Here is a 19,120-nt window from a genome sequence, read left to right on the forward strand (position 1 = left end):
AAGCCGAGCTGTGGACTCCCTCGCATAGTTTGGCTGTGACATTTTCAATCTCCAACGAGTTGCCGGGCGCGCGCGCCTAGTTGCGCAACGCTGCCCGTTCGATGCTGGCCGCAAGTAGCGGCGGTTCACCCTTGTTGTGAGCAATCGACATCGGCTGCCGTTGCGCACGAAAAACGTCGAACGGAATTTTCTGCCTGTCGAGGAAGGTCTTGAGCTCTTTCGTGGCCCTAGATCGAACGTGGTTGGTGAACTCACAGTGATCGGCGTCGATCGCCCTGACGCTCAGCTCCCAAAGGGCCTGGATCGATCCTCCCCGTAGGCATGAAGATATCAGAAACCGATTCCGGAATCAGGCGATCCTTTTCTCAAAGCGTCTCGACGTGGTGCTGCACCATCAGGCTGCCGATCGTCTCGACATTGATCGACTTGTGCCGTCGGGAGCGGTTGGATGATTTCTCAATAACGACGACGAGCGCGCAAAATTGCGCGCTCGTCGCTGCATCAAATCGGCAGATTGCGAGACATGGCGAGTGCGGATAACCGCACCCGCCTCAATGAGGCTTTTATCTCGCTCTCGGGAGTTGGGTCAGGCGGCCTTGCTCATTGCTGAGAGCACTTCGGCTACCGTTTCGCCGAAGCTCGAAGGCGTCGGCACGATGGTGACGCCTGCGCCCTTCAGGATCTCGACCTTTTCCTGGGCCGACTCTCCGAAAGCTGAGATGATCGCGCCGGCATGGCCCATGCGGCGGCCCTTCGGGGCGGAGAGACCGGCAATATAGGCAATCAGCGGCTTCTTCATATTGTCCCGCGCCCAGAGCGCGGCTTCCGCCTCCTGCGGCCCGCCGATTTCACCGATCATCAGCACGGCGTCGGTATTCGGATCCTTTTCGAACAGTTCGAGCATGTCCTTGAAGGACGAGCCGTTAATCGGGTCTCCGCCGATCCCGACCGATGTGGAAACACCGATGCCGAGCGCCTTCATCTGGCTTGCGGCTTCATAGCCGAGCGTACCGGAACGACCGACGATGCCGATCCGACCGGGCAGGTAGATCGAACCCGGCATGATCCCCATCAGCGCTTCGCCGGGCGTGATCATGCCCGCGCAATTCGGCCCGATCAGGGTCATGCGATCCTCGAAGCGGTAGCGCCTCATATATCGCTTGACCCTGATCATGTCCTGGGAGGGAATGCCATCGGTGATGCAGACGCAGAGCCGGATGCCGGCATCCGCCGCTTCCATGATTGAGTCGGCGGCAAAGGGCGGCGGCACGAAGACGATGGAGGCTTCGGCGTCAGTTTCCTGCATCGCACCCTTTACCGTATTGAAGACCGGCATGCCGAGATGGGTCTGCCCACCCTTGCCGGGAGTGACACCACCAACGACATTGGTGCCGTAGCGCTTCATATCCTCGGCGTGGAAACTGCCGATCTTGCCGGTGAGGCCCTGCACAATCACGCGGGTGTTCTTGTCAAGTAGAATGGCCATGGCGTGATCCTCCCTCAAGCAGCCTTGTTTGCGGTGTAGGAACGCCAGGCACTGACAGCCTTGTCGGCAGCCTCCGCCAGCGTCTCCGCGACGATGATGTTCTCGCCGGACTTGGCGAGGATGCGACGGCCCTCCTCCATGTTGGTGCCGGAGAGGCGCACGACGAGCGGGACCGGAACGCCGACTTCGCGCAGCGCCTTGATCACGCCCTCGGCCACCCAATCGCAGCGGTTGATGCCGGCAAAGATGTTCACGAGGATCGTTTCGACTTGTCTGTCGCGGAGCACGGCGCGGAAGCTCTTTGCCACGCGCTCGGGCGAGGCACCGCCGCCGATGTCGAGAAAGTTCGCAGGCTCGCCGCCGGCGATCTTAATCATGTCCATGGTCGCCATGGCCAGGCCCGCGCCGTTGATGATGCAGCCGATATTGCCGTCGAGACCGACATAGGAAAGGCCGCGATCCGAAGCATAGGTTTCGCGCACATCTTCCTGACTCTTGTCGCGCATTTCGGAAATATGCGGCCGACGGAAGAGCGCGTTCTCGTCGAAGCTCATCTTGGCGTCGAGCGCCACGAGATCGCCGCGCTTGGTGACGACAAGCGGATTGATCTCCAGCATCGAGGCGTCGTAGTCGACGAAAGCGCGATAGCAGCCAAGCAGTGTCTGCGTTGCGCGGCCGATGAGCGAATTGTCGATGCCCAGCCCAAAGGCGATCTCGCGGGCCTGGAAATCCTGCATTCCGACGCCGGGATCGACAGTTGCGCGGATGATCGAATCCGGCTCGGCCTCGGCGATCTCTTCGATCTCCATGCCGCCTGAGGACGAGGCCACGATCATGATGCGCTCGGATCTGCGATCGAGCACGAAACCAAGGTAAATCTCGCGCTCGATGTCCATCGCTTCCTCGACATAGAGGCGGCTGACGAGCTTGCCCTGTGGCCCGGTCTGGTGGGTCACCAGCTTACGGCCAAGCATGGCGTCGGCGGCCTCGACGATTTCGTGGTCGGATGAGCAGAGCTTGATGCCGCCGGCCTTGCCGCGGGCGCCGGAATGGACCTGGGCTTTCACCACCCACCGGTCGCCGCCGATTTCGCTGGCGCGGTAAGCTGCCTGTTCCGGGCTGTAGGCGAGGCCGCCACGCGGGATGTGGATATGGTAGCGGGAAAGAAGTTCCTTGGCCTGGTATTCGTGAATATCCATGTCTTCCTCCTCTTATCTGGTTCCGGCCGCAATGGCGTCGTGGGTGGCGAGCACATTGCGGGCCATGCGCTCGGAGGCGGCATCGATCATCTTGCCGTCGAGGGATGCCGCGCCCTTGCCCTGGCTCTCAGCGAGCTTCAGTGCATCGATGATGCGGCGGGCGCGATCGACCTCCTTTTCAGGCGGGGAGAATATCTCGTTGGCGAGCGCGATCTGGCTGGGGTGGATCGCCCACTTGCCCTCGATGCCGAGCGCTGCCGCCTGACGAGCGGCGGCCCTATAGCCGTCAGGATCGGAGAAATCTCCGAACGGACCGTCGATGGCGCGCAGGCCGTAGGCGCGGCAGGCCACCGTCATGCGCGACAGGCCGAAATGCCACTGATCGCCGGGATAGTCCGGATTAAGCCCGCCGATATTGACGGTGCGGGCCTTGAGGCTTGCAGCATAGTCGGCGACGCCGAAATGCAGCGCTTCCAGCCGGCCGCCGAAAGAGGCAATGGCCTCGACATTGGCCATGCCGAGCGCCGTTTCGATCAGCGCCTCGAGGCCGACGCGGGTCTTGTAGCCCTTGGCGATCTCGATCTGGTTGACCATGGCCTCGACCATGTAGAGGTCGGCGGGGACGCCGACTTTCGGAACGAGCAGCGTGTCGATGCGATCGCCCGCCTGTTCCATCAGATCGACGACGTCGCGATACATATAATGGGTATCCAGCCCGTTGATGCGCACCGAGATTGTCTTGCCGCGGCCGCGCCAGTCGATCTGGTTCAGCGCCTGTACGATATTGGTGCGGGCACGCTCCTTGTCCGGCGGCGCCACGGCATCCTCGATATCGAGGAAGATATAATCTGCGTCCGAATTGGCCGCCTTCTCGATCATATCAGGATTGGAACCCGGTACGGCAAGCTCGCTGCGCTGCAGGCGCAGCCGGCGGAGGTGGTTGATGGTGTGGCTCATGATGGTCTCCCGGTCGTGTCTTTTCAGGCTGCCTTGGCGGCTGCAGTTGCTGCAGCAGAGCGGAACTGATTGATCGCCGCCGCCACGCCTGAGCCGGCCTCGATCTCTACGCCGCAATCTAGCAGCGTCATTTCGGCGGCGCCGAGCGCGCCGAGCACCATCACTTCGTTGAGCGAGCCGAGATGGCCGATGCGGAAAACTTTGCCGGCGACCTTGCTTAGGCCACTGCCGAGCGAGGTGTTGTAGGCGCGGTAAGCGTGTTTGATGACCTCGACGCCATCAATGCCTTCGGGCAGGCGGATGGCCGATACGGTGTCCGAATGCCATTTCGGCTCAGTCGCGCAGAGCTTGAGCCCCCAGGCGGAAACCGCAGCACGGACACCATTTGCCAGATGATGATGGCGCGCGAAGACGTTTTCCAGGCCTTCCTCGAAGATTAGATCCAGTGCGGCGCGCAAACCGTGCAGCAACTGCGTCGGCGGCGTATAGGGGAAATAGCCGGTGTCGTTGGTCTTGATCATGTCCTCGAAGGAGAAGTAGCAGCGCATGTGGCGCGCAGTCTTGGCAGCCTTCAGCGCCTTCTGGCTGACCGAGAGGAAGCCTAGGCCAGCGGGCAGCATGAAACCCTTCTGCGAGCCGGAGACGGCGCAATCGACACCCCATTCGTCCTGGCGGAAATCGATCGAGCCGATCGAGGAGACGCCATCGACGAAGAGCAGCGCCGGGTGACCGCAGGCATCGAGTGCCGCGCGGACCGCGGCGACATCAGACGTCACACCGGTCGCGGTTTCATTATGCGTCACGAACACGGCCTTGATCTTGTGCGCCTTGTCGGCCGCGAGACGTTCGGCATAAAGCTCGACCGGCACGCCGGTACCCCATTCCATGTCAAGGCAATCGACTTCGAAGCCGAGGCGCTCGGCCATGTCGACCCAGAGATGAGAGAACTGGCCGAAGCGGCTCATCAGCAGCTTGTCGCCCGACGAAAGCACGTTTGTCATCGCGGCTTCCCAGGCGCCGGTGCCCGAAGACGTATAGATGAACACGCGGCCATCGTGGTTCTTGAACACCTTCTTCACGTCGGCGAAGAGCGGCAGTGTCAATTCGGGATAGCGCGGCGAGCGCATGTCTTCCATCGGCAGGTTCATCGCCTGGCGAACCTGTTCGGGAATATTGGTGGGGCCGGGAATGAAGAGATGATTGAAGCCTGCCATGGTTCCTCCGATGCATGCTGGTCCGAGGACGAACATTTCCTCGACGCCAAGACTGCCTTTGGGACGATCGTTCCGCCACACCCCTTCAGACAGAAAATTATGCCGGATGGGCAGCGCATTTGTGGCCCGGGCGGGTGGTTGGTTCTTGTGGTGGGCAGGCCGGGACTACCCGGCGGGTAGGTCAGCCAACCTTGCGGCGTTCCCTGGCGTAAAGCGCAACGGCCATGGCGCGATTGCGCACCTCGAGCTTATCGTAGAGATTCTTGAGGTGGTATTTCACCGTGTTTTCGGAAATTCCGGTGCGGCTTGCGATCTGGGTGTTGGACCAGCCATGGGAGAGCATGCCGAGCAACTCCGTCTCGCGCGACGTGAGCTGTTGGAAGGGTGTATTCGAGATCTTCGAGAGCATCGTATAGGGAATGCAGATCCGCCCCTTTATGACGGCGGTAAGGGTCGCGAAGAGGATTTCCGGATCCTCGAACTGATAGCAAAGGCCGTTGACGCCCAGCCGGATCGTCTCTTGGATCACAGCGGGATCGTTCTTGTCGGCAAAGAGGACGACGCGCGGATCGAAACCGAGCTTGCCAATCTCTGTCAGCACATCGGGGGCGTCAGCGTCTTCGAGTTGCCAACTGAGCAGCAGGCAATCCACCTCGACGTCGGCGAGCTTCTGAAACAGCTCAGCCGAATTCTGTGCGGTATCGACGATCAAGAAACCGGGTTTACTTTCAAACAGTCCGCGAAGGGCTGCAATGACGAGTGGATTGCGCTCCGCGACCAAAACGCGCCCGATCACCTTAGGTGCATTTCCTGAAACCATGCGCCTCTCCCGTTGACGCAATCAAATTCCAGTATCTAAGTACCACCAGATTCCGCGTTCCTGACCGGCACCTTGCGACGGAACGTGTCCCGATTACCACACGGCCCTCGCATTGATGCCGGCGGCCTCAGCGATTGCTCAGAGATAAAACCGATGCCGACATGACGTCGGCCAAATTGCGATCGGCCTACTGAAATCCGCAGCTGGGAACTTGGCAAAATCGGTATTCAGACAGACTGAATCCATTTAGTTGCCAAAAAACCATAATTGTTCCACGAACATCTCACATTAAAGACTCAACGTTGAGAATTGGATCTAAGCTTGATGCGTATAAAATACGGTTTCCTCTGTGCGTTCCTTGCAATTGCCCCATCGGCATACGCTCTGGAAACCGGCACACCGCCAGTTTTGGCGCCGCTGCAGCAACAAGAGCAAGCTGCTCACCTGAGTGCACAATTTCTAACGCGCTTCCACTATAAGCCGGTTCCGCTTGATGATGCCTTGTCGGCCAAGATCATGGATCGGTTTATCAAATCTCTGGATCCGGATCGTGTCCTCTTCCTGCAGGCCGATATCGACAAGTTCATGACTGACAGCGCCAAGATCGATGACGCCATCAATCAGGAAGACTTGCAGATCCCATTTTCGATTTTCAACGTCTATGAGCAGCGCGTGGTCGATCGCATGAGCTATGCGCGCAGCCTGCTCAACCAAAAGTTCGACTTCAGCGTACAAGAAGACTATCCACTCATCCGCGACAAGGAGCCCTGGCCGCAATCCAAAGCGGAAAGCGATGATTTGTGGCGCAAGCGCGTCAAGAGTGATTGGCTGCGTCTGAAGCTTGCAGGCAAAGACGATGCCAGCATTCGCGACACGCTCAACAAACGTTACGAAAACTCCCTGGAACGCGCCTACAAATACAAGAGCGATGATGTTTTCCAGACGTTCATGGACGCCTATACGAGGTCGATCGACCCGCATACCGACTATTTCGGCGCGGCCGCTTCCGCTGAATTCGATATTTCAATGAAGCTTTCGCTGGTTGGAATTGGTGCGGTCTTGCAGGAAAGAGACGACTACACGGCGATCCGCGAACTCGTCGCCGGCGGCCCGGCACAACTGTCCGGGAAGCTCGCCGTCGGAGACCGCATCATCGGCGTCGGCCAGGGCAAGGACGGCCCGATAAAGGAAGTCGTCGGTACGCGTCTTGACGAAATCGTGCAGATGATACGCGGCGCAAAGGGTTCCGTCGTACGCTTGGACATCTTGCCGGCGGATGCCGGACCGGATGGCAAGCATCACGTCATCAGCCTGGTGCGCGACAAGATCAGCCTCGACAAACAGGCCGCCAAGAAGACGATCCTGTCGGTAAAGGATGGCGATGCCACCCGCAAGATCGGGGTGATCACGCTGCCCGCCTTCTACGAAGACTTCGAAGCGCGGCGGAAGGGCGATAAGGACTACCGAAGCGCCAGCCGCGACGTTGCCAAGCTCCTTGGCGAACTGAATCAAGAAAAGGTCGACGGGGTTCTGATCGACCTGCGTGACAATGGCGGCGGTTCATTGTCCGAAGCGATCGATATGACGGGCCTGTTTGTCGGCAAGGGTCCGGTCGTCCAGCAGCGCAGTGCTGACGGACAAGTGGAGGTGGAGAAAGATGACCTCTCCATGCCCGCATGGACCGGTCCCCTTAGCGTGCTGATTAATCGTGGCTCGGCGTCGGCTTCTGAGATTTTTGCCGCAGCGATACAGGATTATGGCCGAGGCGTGATTGTCGGCGAACCAAGCTTCGGTAAGGGTACGGTCCAAACCGTGGTCAATCTTGACCAGGTGGCCCACAATCTCAAACCGAAATTCGGTGAGCTGAAAGTGACGGTCGCCCAGTTTTTCCGTGTCGATGGCGGCACGACGCAGTTGCGCGGCGTCACGCCTGATATCAGCCTGCCGGGTCTTTCGGACCTGGCGACTTTCGGCGAGTCAAGCTACGACAACGCCTTGCCGTGGACCCAGGTCAAGCCCGCGAACTATAAGCCTTCGGGTGACATACAAGCGCTCCTGCCGCAACTGCAAAGCCGCCACGATGCTCGGGTGCAGAGCAATCCGGATTTCCAACGCTTTGTAGCGGACACCGCGGCACTGAAGGCGCAGCGCGAAAAGCGGATTGTCTCCCTCAACGAAACCGAACGCCGCAATGAACTGCTTGCCCAGGCAAGTCGTCACAAAGCGGGCGATCAGCTCAACGATGGTGTCGATGCTGGAGACGATGATGGCCTGCAGGCAAACGAGCGTAGCCTCAGTGCCGATCTCGCCATTGAGAATGCCCGCAAGAACGTCAAGGACGTCTTGCTGAACGAGGCCGCCTCCATTCTTGCCGATGAGGCGGATTTGCAGAAAGATATGCTGAAGACTGCCGTACAGAGATCAGGAAACACTGATCAGTAATTTGAGTTGACGGCACACATCGATATCAGCGGGCTGACGCTGACAAAAACAAGGGCGCAACTAATCAAGTTGCGCCTTTGATCGTTGCGATCAATCACCGCGTTTCCAATATCCGCATCAGTCGGCCGCGATAGCTATCCAGGATAACCGCTAACACGATCACGGCACCGATGACGATCGGCTTGATGTTGTCGTCGGCGCCCAAAAGCTGCAGTCCGGTCGATAAAACCTGCAGAATGCATGCACCCACCAGCGTGCCGATGATCGAGCCCTTACCGCCGGAGAGACTGGTCCCACCGATAATGACGGCGGCGATGGCATTCAGTTCATAGCCAATGCCCGCAACCGGACTGCCGACATTGAGGCGGAGCAGATAGACCATGGCCGCTATGCCCGCTGTCAATCCGGAGATCGTGAAAACGGCGATCTTGTATCTCTTAGGCTCGTGACCCGACAGACGGACCGCCTCCTCATTGGTGCCGATCGCAAAGACGAAGCGCCCGAATACGGTGTAGCGCAATACGAACCAGCCGATCAGAACAACGACGATCGCGATCAGAAAGATCGAAGGGAATACGCCGAAGAAGATCAGGTTCCCGAAATCCACGAAGGGCTGCGGCAGACCGGTGATGGTGGAGTTGTCGCTGACGACACGCGCCAAGCCGCTTGCGACGTTCAGCATGCCGAGCGTGACGATGAACGACGGAAGCTTCCACTTCTCGCACACCCATCCGTTGATTGCGCCGAGCACAGCGCCCGTACCCATCGACGCCAGCGAGGCCAGAACAATCGCCTGCCAGGGAGAAAGCCGGGGGTCGATCATGATGGTTGCGCCGATGACCGTGCAAAGCGCAAGCAGCGAGCCGACCGAAAGATCAATGCCGCCGGTCAGGATGACGAAGGTCATGCCGGACGCCAGCACGGTGTTGATGGCAATCTGGACGAAAATCTTCAGGAAGTTTTCCGGCGTCGCAAAATAAGGCGCCGTCGCCGAGAAGAAGATCAGGATCAGGACAAGGGCGATGGCGACACCGGCTTCCTTCATCGAAATCCGAATAAACTTGTCCCATACGCCGGCCTTTTTGACCTCAGTCGTCATTTCAATGTTGCCGGACACGACTGTACTCCTTGTAAGCGAGTGAGAGAATCTTGCTCTCGTCAAATTGGTCTCGAGATATCTCTCCGGCTATCTTGCCGTCCGAGAAAACGATGATGCGATGGCAAATGCCGATCAGTTCCGGCAGGTCGGACGACACGACCAGGACGCCTTTTCCTTCAGCGGCAAACTTCCACAGGAGTTCGTAGATTTCCGCCTTGGCACCAACGTCAATGCCTCGGGTCGGCTCATCGAAGATCAGCACCTTGGGTCCGCGGAACAGCCATTTGGCAATGACCACCTTTTGCTGATTGCCGCCGGAAAACGTCCTGACTACCTGGCGGATGGATGGCGTTTTTATGCGCAGCTCATGCACGAGGCGCTGCGAGTGATCGTCTTCCGCTCTTTGGCGTATCAACCCGTTGCGGGAGATCTTGCCGAGGTCCGTTATGGTCGTGTTTTCGGCGCAGGTCATGTCGAGCATTAGGCCCTGCAGCTTTCGGTCTTCCGTTGCGAGGCAAAGCCCTGCGGCGACGGCATCCTTGGGCGAGTTGATCTCGACCTCTTTTCCGTTGATGCGAATTTCGCCGGCAGCCTTGTCGTCGGCGCCGAATATAGCACGCACCGCCTCCGTCCGACCGCTGCCCACGAGGCCGGCAATGCCGACAATCTCTCCCTTGGCGACGGAAAACGACAATTCCGGGCTATTGCGTGTCACCTTCAGGCCGGAAACGCCAAGCGCCTCCCCGAACACGGCGCTGTCACTGCGAAAAACGCCATGATCCGAAAGCGTTCGTCCAACCATCAGTTCGACGATGTCAGGAATGGCCAATCCCTCCAGCGGACGCGTGATCACATGCTGACCATCGCGCAACACCGTGACGCTGTCACCGACTTCAAAAATCTCTTCCAGTCTGTGGGATATGTAAAGCGTCGTGACGCCGCGCGCTTTCAGCCGCTTCAGAATTTCGAACAGGCGGTCGACCTCCCTGGAGGTCAAGGTTGCCGTCGGTTCATCGAGAACAAGCAGCTTGCTTTCATAACAAAGCGCCTTGGCGATTTCGAGCAACTGGAGCTGCGCGACGCTGAGGCGATTGGCCGGCGTGGTCGGGGCGACATCGAGGCCCACTTCCGCCAGCAGCTCGGCCGCCCTCTTGTTCATTTCCCTAAAGTTCACCAGGCCATATCGACGCGGAAGGTGCTCAAAAAGCAGATTTTCGGCGACGGTGAGATTGGAGAGAGGGTGCAGTTCCTGGTGGATGACGCGGATACCCGCCTTGAACGCCTCCAGCGGCGAGGTTGGGCTATAGCTTTCCCCGTCAAACAGGATGTGGCCATCATCGGGCTTGAATACGCCGCCGAGCAGATTGATCAACGTGGATTTGCCGGCACCATTCTCACCAAGAAGAACATGGCCCTTGCCTCGGGCAAGCTGCATGGAGACATCCCTGAGCGCCACGACACCCGGGAAGCGTTTGCCTATTCCTTCCAGCGTCAGGATGAAATCATCTGATGGTTCTGACACGTCCACCTCATGCGTGGTCTATTTCAATGGGAGATGGATAGCCTCCACGAACACATATTCCCGAGGCCTGAAACGACCTCGCCAGCGTGATCAACGTGGAAAACGGTTTGTGGTGGTGGGCGCCGGCTTTTGGCCGGCACCTCTCTTTAACCTTACAGTCGGCAGTCGACTATTTGAGGTCCTTGGCGGTGACGAGCTTGACATCCGTCTTGACCCAGCCAGTGAATTTTTCACCGGCAAGTTCGCGCAGACCATACTTGATGCCCATGACGGCCATTTCAGCGCCGTATTGCTCGACCGTGGCAAGCATCTTGCCGTCCTTGATCAGCGGCTGCACCGGCGGAATATTGTCAAAGCCGACGACCTTGATCTTGCCGCTTTGGCCGGTCGCATCGAGAGCCTTGACGACGCCGAGAGCCATCGAGTCGTTGGCTGCCATGACGCCCTGAATATCCTTATATTTGGTCAGGAAATTCGTCATGACGGTATTGGCTTCTTCCGTCTCCCAATGGGCCGTCTTGCTGTCGAGGAGCTGCAGCTTGCCGCTGTTGATGGAGTCCATGAAGCCTTCCTTGCGCTCCTTGGCATTGTCGGCCTCGGGGTTGCCCTCAAGGATGACAACCTTTCCACCGGGACCCAGGTCCTTGGCAAGCGCATCGCCTGCAAGCTTCGCGCCCTCGCGATTGTCAGGCCCGAAGAAGGCCAGATCGATACCGGCAGCCTTCTTCGCGTCGGCATCGAGCGGCACGTCGATGTTGATGACCTTGACACCGGCCTTCACAGCCTTCGCAAGCGGGGTGGCCATAGCCTTTGAATCGGCCGGAGCGACGACGATGATGTCGTATTTCTGCGTCACGAAGTTTTCGACGGCATCGACCTGCGCGGCGAAGTCACGCTCGTCCTTCATGCCGACGGCCTTGAAGTCAAACTTGTCCTTGTTTTCAGCCGCATATTTATCGGCGCCGGCCTTCATCTGCTTGAAGAACTCGTTGGACAAGGATTTCATGATCAAGCCGACCTTCGGCTTGCTCGCCGCGGCAAAGGCAGGCGACACGCCACAGGACAATGCGAGCATCAACGTGCCGGCAAGTCCGAGCTTCAACGCCGCACGACGCGGCGCACTGATCAAGACGGAATCACGCTTTGTAGAATTGGACATTTCTTTCCTCCCGAACGGCCTGAACTCAGCTCCAACTGAGTTGCCAGTAACAATGAACCGTTTCCAGCACTCAATGCGTAACAGTGCCCCCAGAGATTGTCAACTCGCCTAATCGGGGCAAAAAGCCAACGCCAACTGCGATCGATATCACTTTGCAGATTGCGACAGATGAACCGTTTCCATTGAGTATCCGCCGTGACCGTGCTATGGGAGATAAGTGGCCGGAATTACGATGCAGCCCTTTGACTAAGGCGATAGAGACCATTAGCTGAAGGCACGGATCAGACGCCTTTGGAATGTCCCCGAAGGCGAAGATGAAGGGACATATGTTTCTGTTATGCCAAAGGTTGGAATTCGAGACGTTGCCAGGCTCGCAGAAGTTTCTACCGGGACCGTCTCACGGGTTTTGAATGATCATCCCTCTGTTACGGATGAACTAAGAGCCCGTGTCAGAGGCATAATCGAAGAGCTGGGCTACCAGCCCGATCCGTCCGCCAGAAGCATGCGCGGCAAGGTCAGCCGCCTCATTGGCATCGTCATTCCGGACCTGACCAATCCTTTCTTCTCCGAGCTCGTCCAGTCCGCAGAGCAAGCGGCAGCGAACCATGGCTACAACATCATCGTCATGACATCCTTTGACAATGCGGCCAAGGAGGCTGACCGCATCGGACAGCTAACAAGCCGCAAGGTGGACGGTATCATCCTCGTTCCCACCAACGATTTCCATTCGATCAAGCTGCCGAAGGGATTGCCGATCATCGTTGTGGATCGTCTCATGCCAGGATATTCCGGAATCGCCGCCGACCATCGCAGCGGCGTCCGCCTCGGCGTCGAACATCTCTTGAAGCTCGGCCATCGCCGCATCGGCTTCATATCAGGCCCCAAAGGGTCTGTCCCGGCCAACGATCGCCTTACGGGCTATCTGGACGCAATGGAGCAAATCCAGGATGACGGGCAAACGGTCAGTCCGTCCCTGATAGCCGAGGCGGCTTTTGACTATGAAAGCGGCCGGCTCGCTGGAAACTATCTTCTTGCCCGCGCACGAAAGGAGCGCCCAACTGCGATCTTCGCAAGCTCGGACCAGCAGGCAATCGGCTGCATGCGGGCGGCACATGATCTCGGTATTCCGATACCGGCAGCACTTTCGATCGTCGGATTCGACGGCATCCCGCTCTCAAGCATGACGACACCGCGCCTGACGACAGTGAAGCAGCCGATTCAACGGATTGCAGCGGTTGCCGTGGCAATTCTTCTCAACAAGCAACCCGTGCCCGATCTCGACGACCCAATCCTGCTTGCCTGTGAGATTTCAGAGGGCGAAACGACCTCGGCGCCTCAACCCGATTGATTGTAATGGTGTCCGAGCCGTTATCAGGGTAGCCGCCGAACTGTGTCTTGCGCGTCTGTTCATTTGGGAAGGCGCCCGAGCGGGTGTTGAAAGCGCGGACGCTATCGGGGAACGGCGGCTTTGCCTCACATCCAAGCATGCTCATTTCTCTTAACGAACGGCTATGGCTATGGCTTGCGCTCGGCGCGAAGCGTCGAGAGTTGCGGCATGGCGCCCGTGAGCTGAGCCACCCAGCGCGCCGATTCGGTCTCGGGCTGCGGCTCGGCCAGGTGATCGTCCGGCGGAGCATTGGCGCTCCGCAGCGACCACTCGCGCGCCTCCCCGGGCGTAATGCCAAACTCACGACGAAAGGCCCGGATGAAAGAAGGACCTTCGACAGAGGCCCTTCCGACAGGATTAGTCGAGAATTTTGACAACCTTGCGTGTCTTTGGCTGGATGATGACACGTTCGTGGTTGACGACCGCGTAGGCATAGGTCGGATTATCCGGAACCGGTGTCACGACCACGGTCTCAGGGAGCCGCTGACCGACGATGATCTTATCCTGCACGACGGTTTCGGCCGGGGGCAGCGGCTGCTCCTGCACATAGGTGATGACCTTCTGCGGCGGCGGATCGATTGCAGTGCCAACGATAGCGCCTGCTACACCACCGACCGCGGCACCGATCGGGCCACCAACAACGGCTCCGGTAACCGCACCGCCCGCGGCCCCTGTGACCGTGGAGGACTGTGCGAAGGCTGAGCCAGCGAGAAGGCCGAAGGCGGCCGCTGCAGAGACGATAAGTTTCGTTTTCATAGCATTCTCCTTTCCTTTTCGGCTCGTATGAGCTGAAAGAGAAATGGGCCTTGCATCCGAAAGTTCCTACAGCGCCTTGCCCTCGATGATCACAAGTTGCACCATCGTGACAAAATCCGTGAGAAGCGAGTACTCAACATCTCACGCCGGCGTCATCCTGAGACAGCCTCCGCCACCGCCAATTCGGCCATGGCGAGCGCGGCCTCGCGGGTTTTGGCGGCAGCGATGAAGCGACCACTATGGCAGAAACTCGCGCCCTCTACGCCGCAAACCGCCGCCAGATCATGATCGGTCAGGCCAGCCCAGGCGGCAGGCAGATCTGCCCTGAGTTCAAACCCCTCGTCCGCACGGCGGATACCGGTCAGGCACCAACCATTTTCGCGCGGATGAACGACAAACAATAGGTGATCGGCGCCCGCCTTCACGATGGCTGGGCGGAACGGCATTCCCATTGGGAGTTCCAGAATGCGGCCACTGCCTGCATCCATGATAGCCTGATGCACCAGCGCCTCGGCCCGCAATTTTGCGGCGCTCTGCGCTATCCTCGCCTCGACGAAACTTCTGGCAACGGCAAGGGCGTTTTGGAATCCGCGATCTCCGGCTTCCGGGTCCGTCTCGTCGAAAACCGGTTTCAAGGTTTCGAGCAGCGCCGGCAGCGTGAGCCCAGCCAGCGGTCCGGCAATGGAAGGGCTAAGCGCGCCATTGTCAACCAGGTCGACCGGCAGCACAAAACTGGAATCGAAAGACGCATGAACCACCTCAATATGCGCTTCAGGTAGGCCTGAAGCCGCAAGATAGTCGCGGCCATAGTGCTTCCAGATCAATCCGAACGAACTATAGGGTTGGCCATTCTCCCTCAGCGGCGCGCCGCGTTGATGGTGATCGAATATCCGCGCGGCAGCATCATACGCACCGCCCACATCATAGATGATACGACCGGCGCCGGGCCTTATCCATTCCGGCGCCCTGCTGCGGATCAGGCGAGCGTTCGGGAAAAGCCGGGTCAGGATAACACTGGACAGAAGCTCATCGGCATGAAAGCCGCCGGAATGGGTAACGAGAAAATCTGGGATCATGCAGGGATGTGCCTTGTGGTTCGCGAAGTGTCCGCTTGGGGTTAGCAGCAGATAGCCATTGCTGCCTCCCATCTCAACCCACCATTTGCGCGTTTGGGTGCATTGGTTCGAGCGTGATATCTGGTGAGGAGCGGTATGATGACCCGACATGCGGCATCGCCCTGTCGCATGAACCTAGACGTGGAATCTCTTGAACGAGATTGGTCGCACCTTTCACTACGCAGCGTGCTTGCGACAACCTTTCATAGTAGACCTGAACAATCCATGCTATTCTCGTCAGCCATCGAACGCATTGCGGGTGATAGCGATGTTGGAAGCGGACAAGGCATTCACGGGCTCGATTCCGGAAAACTACGACCGCTATATGGTTCCGTTGATTTTCGAGCCTTTTGCCGCAGATCTCGCACAACGAGCAACATCCTTGGCGCCAAGCGCCGTTTTGGAAGTTGCCGCGGGAACCGGGGTCGTGACTCGCGTGTTGGCGCCCAAATTGTCCGCCGGCGCAAGCTATGTCGTAACCGACCTCAACCAGCCGATGATTGACTATGCCGCATCGCAACAAGCGCCCGACGCTCGCATCCAGTGGCGCCAGGCAGATGCTATGGCGCTGCCGTTTGACGATGCGGCCTTCGATCTCGTTTGTTGCCAGTTCGGGGCGATGTTCTTTCCCGACCGCTCGTCTGCTTATCGTGAAGCAAGACGAGTCCTGAAGCCCGGAGGGCATTTTTTGTTCAGCGTGTGGGATCGCATCGAGGAGAATGTATTTGCGGATGATGTGACGAATGCGCTCGCCGAGATTTTCCCGAACGATCCACCGCGCTTTCTGGCGCGCACGCCGCACGGCTATCATGACCGGGAGCTGATCCGTACCGACCTTCAGCGCGCTGGTTTCTCGCACGTGGTGATCGAAACGCGAGCCGAACAAAGCCGTGCATCCTCGCCGCGTCTTCCGGCGGTCGCCTATTGTCAGGGAACGCTTCTTCGCAACGAAATCGAGGCCAGAGAGGCGGGAAGCCTAGAGGCTGCGACCGACTACGCTACGTCGGCGATCGCAGCCAGACATGGTACCGGCGAGGTTGCTGCCAAAATTCAGGCGCACGTCATTATGGCGGGCGCCTAGCTATCGGCATCGAACTGGCAAGCTGCGCTTACTCAGCGACCGAATTGACGACACGGCAAAGATTGTCGCTCATGCTGGGGGCAACCTGTCCCTGCGGCACCATAAAAAGGGCGTCCACGCGGCTGCCCTTGCCGCTCTTCCGGACGACGACGCGCAAAGTCTGCGGGCGCCCCGACCCCGTCGTTTCCTGTTGAGCTGTCAGCGTGCCGAGCTGCTTCTCAACGTTCACATCCGCGAAACCTTCGGCAAGAACGGCCCTCGACACCTTATCGAACGCAGCCGTTGGGTTGACGGACGGGAACTCCATCCAGGTTTTGTAGGTCACAGCCGTGACGAGGGGAACGCCGCTGCTTTGATAGTGCTGCGAACATACGCTGGCTGCTGCAGGCGTGAAGGAGAGGACGCCAAATGCAAAACCGCAGAGAATTATCTTACGCAAGGGAATTTCCTCTGTTGACGAATGACTGATGCATATTTCCGTGATTGCTCATGCTGTAATCACGGCTAGCTGCCGGAAAGCCTGATGCCTCCGACAGTCAACCCTTGCCAGTGACACCCCATCCCAGGCCATCAACTATCTTTCCGCCCGCACTCTTTGGAACGAACGCCAATAGGGCAACCCCGTCGATAATCGGGAAATAAAGGTAAATCTTATCAACGTCGTTTTGATGGGATATACACCGGAGCAAGAGATATCGACGTCTATTCAACGGCCGCGCGTTCATCAAGCAGCGGGCGGCAGCGCGAGGTGCACTCGGCTCTATCTCAAGTGCACAGGCGTCCAGAACTACGCGCTTCAGATATTCGGAGCTAACTGCAGAGATGTGATCCAGGATCGGCTACAAGCGCGTTTCGCCGGAAACATCGACCGGAACTTTTCGGGCGATGTGCTGATGGTGGCGAAAACGGATGGGAACGCTGATCGCACCGGCACGCAACCTATTTCTTGCGTTCGCGCCTCAAATCCAACGAGGGCAGGGTTCCGAAAGCCTCTTTATACTGGAGGGAAAAGCGACCGAGATGAGTAAAGCCCCAGCGGCTCGCGATCTCGGCAATCGTTGCAAGAGGCGGTGCATTCTTTATGTCGTTTCGCGCGCCTTCGAGCCGCAATCGTCGAAGATGCTCCATTGGTGTTTCGTTGTAGAAGCGACGAAAGTTGGTCTGCAAAGCTCGAACGCTTACATCGGCCGCAGCAGCCATGTCAGCAAGGGTTATTGGTGCATTGGCGTGGGTCCGGGCAAACTCGACCGCCCTTCTCACCTGTTTTGGCGCAATCGAGCATCCGGGCGATTTTCGGTGAGACAGAGAATGAGGCAGGTTCTGCACCATCAGCAAAGCCAATGCCTCCTGGAAACTGGCCAGTGCGATGGGTGATGCCTTCAGATTCTGGTTCGCGCAGATTTCATCTCTAAAAAATCGCATCAGTGTCAGAAGTTGCGGCATTGCTCCGTCAACTGCGGCGTGCTGCGCCACGAATTCGAAGTCTGCCGGCGCAAAACACTCATAAGTGTTGGTAAGTGCGCTCATCACCGCGTTTCGACTGACGACGAATCCTTCCCCAATCGACTTCTCTCCGATTTCTATTCCCGAGTACCGATCTGCCGTCGTCAGCACGCCGGAACCAGGGCAGACGATATGACGGATGTTTCCGGTCGTCAGTTGGCAGTAGGTGGAATGTTCAAAAAAGAACATGAAATCGTCGCGCTCAACTGTGACCGAGAAATCTCGCTTTGTTTCGCTCGATCCACTCCACCCTACAAAGCCGTCGACGCCTTGCATACTAAAGGCAAAAAGATCGCGCGCCCCCCGGTTGAGAGGGACATGATTATCTCGCTCCTTGTTGTCGGATAACCAGTATGCGATTTCCTCGGCTGTTAGCGACGCCTCTTCAAGTTTTGCGACGAAAATTTCAGTCAAGCCAAATCCCAGATCTTGCCATTGTTTATGTTTACCCGCCTGGCGCCCCCCGCCGGATGACACTAGCAGGATCTGAGCGTCATTTGTAATATGCTTGAGCCACGTTTGGTCGTATGTGGATAAGTTCGCCCTTTCAGCGGTGATCTCAGCGATGCTCATTGAGGCATCCACGGTAAACCCATGGCTTGATCATACGGGATCAAAAAATGGCGATCCTCGGCGAAACTTCCTACCGGCGAGGCAAGAGCTGCGGTTCCGTCGTCGAACAAGGAGGGATTTTCGAGAACATTTGCCGTCAGCATCGCGCCTTCCAGCGTAGCAAGCACCTGCAATGCGCTTTTTCGAGATAACCCTGCCTTCGTCGATTTATCGATTCCGAGCAGGAAGAAGCGTTGCACTTCGTCCAGAACCTCACCGGCCAAATCCTGCGCCGTCGCTGCGAGCGCCGCATAAGCACATTCTTCCGTCGCGTTGCAGAGCAACGCGAAAGACCTGCCGCCAAGCTTCAACAATATCAATACCGACGACCAACTGCTGATCCACAGCTTCGAGAAAGCGATCCGTGTATCGGCGAGCTGATCCGCGACTTCCACAAGGCGGGTCGTCCTATCGCCATGGTGTGCCATGCACCTGCCATCCTGCGCGACGTCAAGAAGGACGATGGCCAGTATCTGGTGAAGGGCCTGAACGTCACCGGCTTCAAGAATGCCGAAGACACCGAAATCGAACTGCTCCACCACCTGCTGTTCTCGCTTGAGGATGAGCTCAAGAACCGTGGCGCCAATTACCAGAGCAAGGCGAATTGGGAACCGAATGTCGTGGTCGATGGCGTCCTGATGATGGGCCAGAGCCCAGCGTCTGCCGTGCCGCTCGCCGAGGCCTTGGCTAAAGCCGAGCTTCTGGGGCGCTTGCGAGCGCCCCAGAACGAACCCTTTGGCCGAAGGGACGTTTAAACGTCGGAAGCGT

General features: G+C 58.2%; 17 protein-coding genes and 1 pseudogene. 4 read left to right on the top strand and 14 right to left on the bottom strand.

The genetic code is table 11. The features are described 5' to 3' along the window. Positions 1-76 precede the first annotated feature (76 nt). The 6 genes and pseudogenes from GGD50_RS33100 to GGD50_RS31150 form a co-directional block, all read right to left on the bottom strand. Positions 77-434, bottom strand: a pseudogene (locus tag GGD50_RS33100) (hypothetical protein); the annotation flags it as partial. A gap of 152 nt (positions 435-586) precedes the next feature. Further along, positions 587-1,486, bottom strand: coding sequence for a succinate--CoA ligase subunit alpha (gene sucD / locus GGD50_RS31130; RefSeq protein ID WP_183941007.1), 900 nt, complete (start codon positions 1,484-1,486; stop codon positions 587-589). A gap of 14 nt (positions 1,487-1,500) precedes the next feature. Continuing rightward, entirely contained in the window at positions 1,501-2,685 is a 1,185-nt protein-coding gene (locus GGD50_RS31135; protein WP_183941009.1) for a malate--CoA ligase subunit beta, read from the bottom strand. Positions 2,686-2,697: 12 nt separating this feature from the next. Continuing rightward, on the bottom strand, positions 2,698-3,642 hold the full coding sequence (locus GGD50_RS31140) for an HpcH/HpaI aldolase/citrate lyase family protein (protein ID WP_183941011.1): 945 nt from the start codon (positions 3,640-3,642) through the stop codon (positions 2,698-2,700). Between the two features lie 23 nt (positions 3,643-3,665). Then, on the bottom strand, positions 3,666-4,856 hold the full coding sequence (locus GGD50_RS31145) for an aminotransferase class V-fold PLP-dependent enzyme (RefSeq protein WP_183941013.1): 1,191 nt from the start codon (positions 4,854-4,856) through the stop codon (positions 3,666-3,668). 181 nt (positions 4,857-5,037) lie between these two features. After that, positions 5,038-5,676 carry a response regulator transcription factor gene (locus GGD50_RS31150; RefSeq protein WP_183941015.1) on the bottom strand — a complete coding sequence of 213 codons (639 nt, stop codon included), beginning with the start codon at positions 5,674-5,676 and terminating at the stop codon, positions 5,038-5,040. 324 nt (positions 5,677-6,000) lie between these two features. Between GGD50_RS31150 and GGD50_RS31155 the strand changes: the two genes are divergently transcribed. Next, positions 6,001-8,118 (top strand): carboxy terminal-processing peptidase, encoded by a 2,118-nt coding sequence (locus tag GGD50_RS31155; RefSeq protein WP_183941017.1) that lies wholly within the window; start codon positions 6,001-6,003, stop codon positions 8,116-8,118. Positions 8,119-8,212: 94 nt separating this feature from the next. Here the strand turns inward: GGD50_RS31155 and GGD50_RS31160 are convergent, their stop codons facing one another. The 3 genes from GGD50_RS31160 to GGD50_RS31170 all read right to left on the bottom strand — a co-directional run bounded on the left by GGD50_RS31160 (position 8,213) and on the right by GGD50_RS31170 (position 11,898). Further along, complete coding sequence (locus tag GGD50_RS31160) at positions 8,213-9,235, bottom strand: ABC transporter permease (RefSeq protein WP_183941019.1); 1,023 nt, start codon at positions 9,233-9,235, stop codon at positions 8,213-8,215. Next, the gene (locus GGD50_RS31165) at positions 9,219-10,739 is read right to left on the bottom strand and encodes a sugar ABC transporter ATP-binding protein (RefSeq protein ID WP_183941021.1); all 1,521 of its coding nucleotides are present in this window, start codon (positions 10,737-10,739) and stop codon (positions 9,219-9,221) included. The genes GGD50_RS31160 and GGD50_RS31165 overlap by 17 nt, the downstream gene beginning before the upstream one ends. Positions 10,740-10,908: 169 nt before the next feature. Further along, on the bottom strand, positions 10,909-11,898 hold the full coding sequence (locus tag GGD50_RS31170; protein ID WP_183941023.1) for a sugar ABC transporter substrate-binding protein: 990 nt from the start codon (positions 11,896-11,898) through the stop codon (positions 10,909-10,911). A gap of 337 nt (positions 11,899-12,235) precedes the next feature. Here GGD50_RS31170 and GGD50_RS31175 point away from each other — a divergent pair, with 337 nt between their 5' ends. Next, the gene (locus GGD50_RS31175; RefSeq protein WP_183941025.1) at positions 12,236-13,246 is read left to right on the top strand and encodes a LacI family DNA-binding transcriptional regulator; all 1,011 of its coding nucleotides are present in this window, start codon (positions 12,236-12,238) and stop codon (positions 13,244-13,246) included. A gap of 396 nt (positions 13,247-13,642) precedes the next feature. On the opposite strand, the gene GGD50_RS31180 is transcribed toward GGD50_RS31175, so the two are convergent. Both GGD50_RS31180 and GGD50_RS31185 read right to left on the bottom strand, forming a co-directional pair. Continuing rightward, on the bottom strand, positions 13,643-14,041 hold the full coding sequence (locus GGD50_RS31180) for a DUF1236 domain-containing protein (protein ID WP_183941027.1): 399 nt from the start codon (positions 14,039-14,041) through the stop codon (positions 13,643-13,645). 152 nt (positions 14,042-14,193) lie between these two features. Continuing rightward, the gene (locus GGD50_RS31185) at positions 14,194-15,117 is read right to left on the bottom strand and encodes an MYG1 family protein (protein ID WP_183941029.1); all 924 of its coding nucleotides are present in this window, start codon (positions 15,115-15,117) and stop codon (positions 14,194-14,196) included. Between the two features lie 307 nt (positions 15,118-15,424). Between GGD50_RS31185 and GGD50_RS31190 the strand changes: the two genes are divergently transcribed. Continuing rightward, the gene (locus GGD50_RS31190) at positions 15,425-16,237 is read left to right on the top strand and encodes a class I SAM-dependent methyltransferase (RefSeq protein ID WP_183941031.1); all 813 of its coding nucleotides are present in this window, start codon (positions 15,425-15,427) and stop codon (positions 16,235-16,237) included. A 28-nt stretch (positions 16,238-16,265) separates the two neighbouring features. On the opposite strand, the gene GGD50_RS31195 is transcribed toward GGD50_RS31190, so the two are convergent. The 3 genes from GGD50_RS31195 to GGD50_RS33105 form a co-directional block, all read right to left on the bottom strand. Next, positions 16,266-16,676, bottom strand: coding sequence for a hypothetical protein (locus tag GGD50_RS31195; RefSeq protein ID WP_183941033.1), 411 nt, complete (start codon positions 16,674-16,676; stop codon positions 16,266-16,268). A 500-nt stretch (positions 16,677-17,176) separates the two neighbouring features. Next, on the bottom strand, positions 17,177-18,313 hold the full coding sequence (locus tag GGD50_RS31200) for a helix-turn-helix transcriptional regulator (RefSeq protein ID WP_246451650.1): 1,137 nt from the start codon (positions 18,311-18,313) through the stop codon (positions 17,177-17,179). After that, positions 18,310-18,576 (bottom strand): hypothetical protein, encoded by a 267-nt coding sequence (locus GGD50_RS33105; protein ID WP_246451653.1) that lies wholly within the window; start codon positions 18,574-18,576, stop codon positions 18,310-18,312. The genes GGD50_RS31200 and GGD50_RS33105 overlap by 4 nt, the downstream gene beginning before the upstream one ends. Between GGD50_RS33105 and GGD50_RS33110 the strand changes: the two genes are divergently transcribed. After that, positions 18,547-19,107, top strand: a complete 561-nt coding sequence (locus GGD50_RS33110) for a DJ-1/PfpI family protein (RefSeq protein ID WP_246451655.1) — start codon at positions 18,547-18,549, stop codon at positions 19,105-19,107. The two genes, GGD50_RS33105 and GGD50_RS33110, sit on opposite strands and share 30 nt — an antisense overlap. Positions 19,108-19,120 lie beyond the last annotated feature (13 nt).

Source organism: Martinezella paranaensis (assembly GCF_014200235.1).
Taxonomy (GTDB): Bacteria; Pseudomonadota; Alphaproteobacteria; order Rhizobiales; family Rhizobiaceae; genus Rhizobium; species Rhizobium paranaense.

Excerpts from the sequence above, each read along its gene's own strand:
- GGD50_RS31150 (WP_183941015.1), bottom strand. The coding sequence starts at position 5,676 with ATGGTTTCAGGAAATGCACCTAAGGTGATCGGGCGCGTTTTGGTCGCG.
- GGD50_RS31140 (WP_183941011.1), bottom strand. The coding sequence starts at position 3,642 with ATGAGCCACACCATCAACCACCTCCGCCGGCTGCGCCTGCAGCGCAGC.
- GGD50_RS31180 (WP_183941027.1), bottom strand. The coding sequence starts at position 14,041 with ATGAAAACGAAACTTATCGTCTCTGCAGCGGCCGCCTTCGGCCTTCTC.
- GGD50_RS31200 (WP_246451650.1), bottom strand. The coding sequence starts at position 18,313 with ATGAGCATCGCTGAGATCACCGCTGAAAGGGCGAACTTATCCACATAC.
- GGD50_RS31185 (WP_183941029.1), bottom strand. The coding sequence starts at position 15,117 with ATGATCCCAGATTTTCTCGTTACCCATTCCGGCGGCTTTCATGCCGAT.
- GGD50_RS31135 (WP_183941009.1), bottom strand. The coding sequence starts at position 2,685 with ATGGATATTCACGAATACCAGGCCAAGGAACTTCTTTCCCGCTACCAT.
- GGD50_RS31190 (WP_183941031.1), top strand. The coding sequence starts at position 15,425 with ATGTTGGAAGCGGACAAGGCATTCACGGGCTCGATTCCGGAAAACTAC.
- GGD50_RS31170 (WP_183941023.1), bottom strand. The coding sequence starts at position 11,898 with ATGTCCAATTCTACAAAGCGTGATTCCGTCTTGATCAGTGCGCCGCGT.
- GGD50_RS31155 (WP_183941017.1), top strand. The coding sequence starts at position 6,001 with ATGCGTATAAAATACGGTTTCCTCTGTGCGTTCCTTGCAATTGCCCCA.
- GGD50_RS31175 (WP_183941025.1), top strand. The coding sequence starts at position 12,236 with ATGCCAAAGGTTGGAATTCGAGACGTTGCCAGGCTCGCAGAAGTTTCT.
- GGD50_RS31145 (WP_183941013.1), bottom strand. The coding sequence starts at position 4,856 with ATGGCAGGCTTCAATCATCTCTTCATTCCCGGCCCCACCAATATTCCC.
- sucD (WP_183941007.1), bottom strand. The coding sequence starts at position 1,486 with ATGGCCATTCTACTTGACAAGAACACCCGCGTGATTGTGCAGGGCCTC.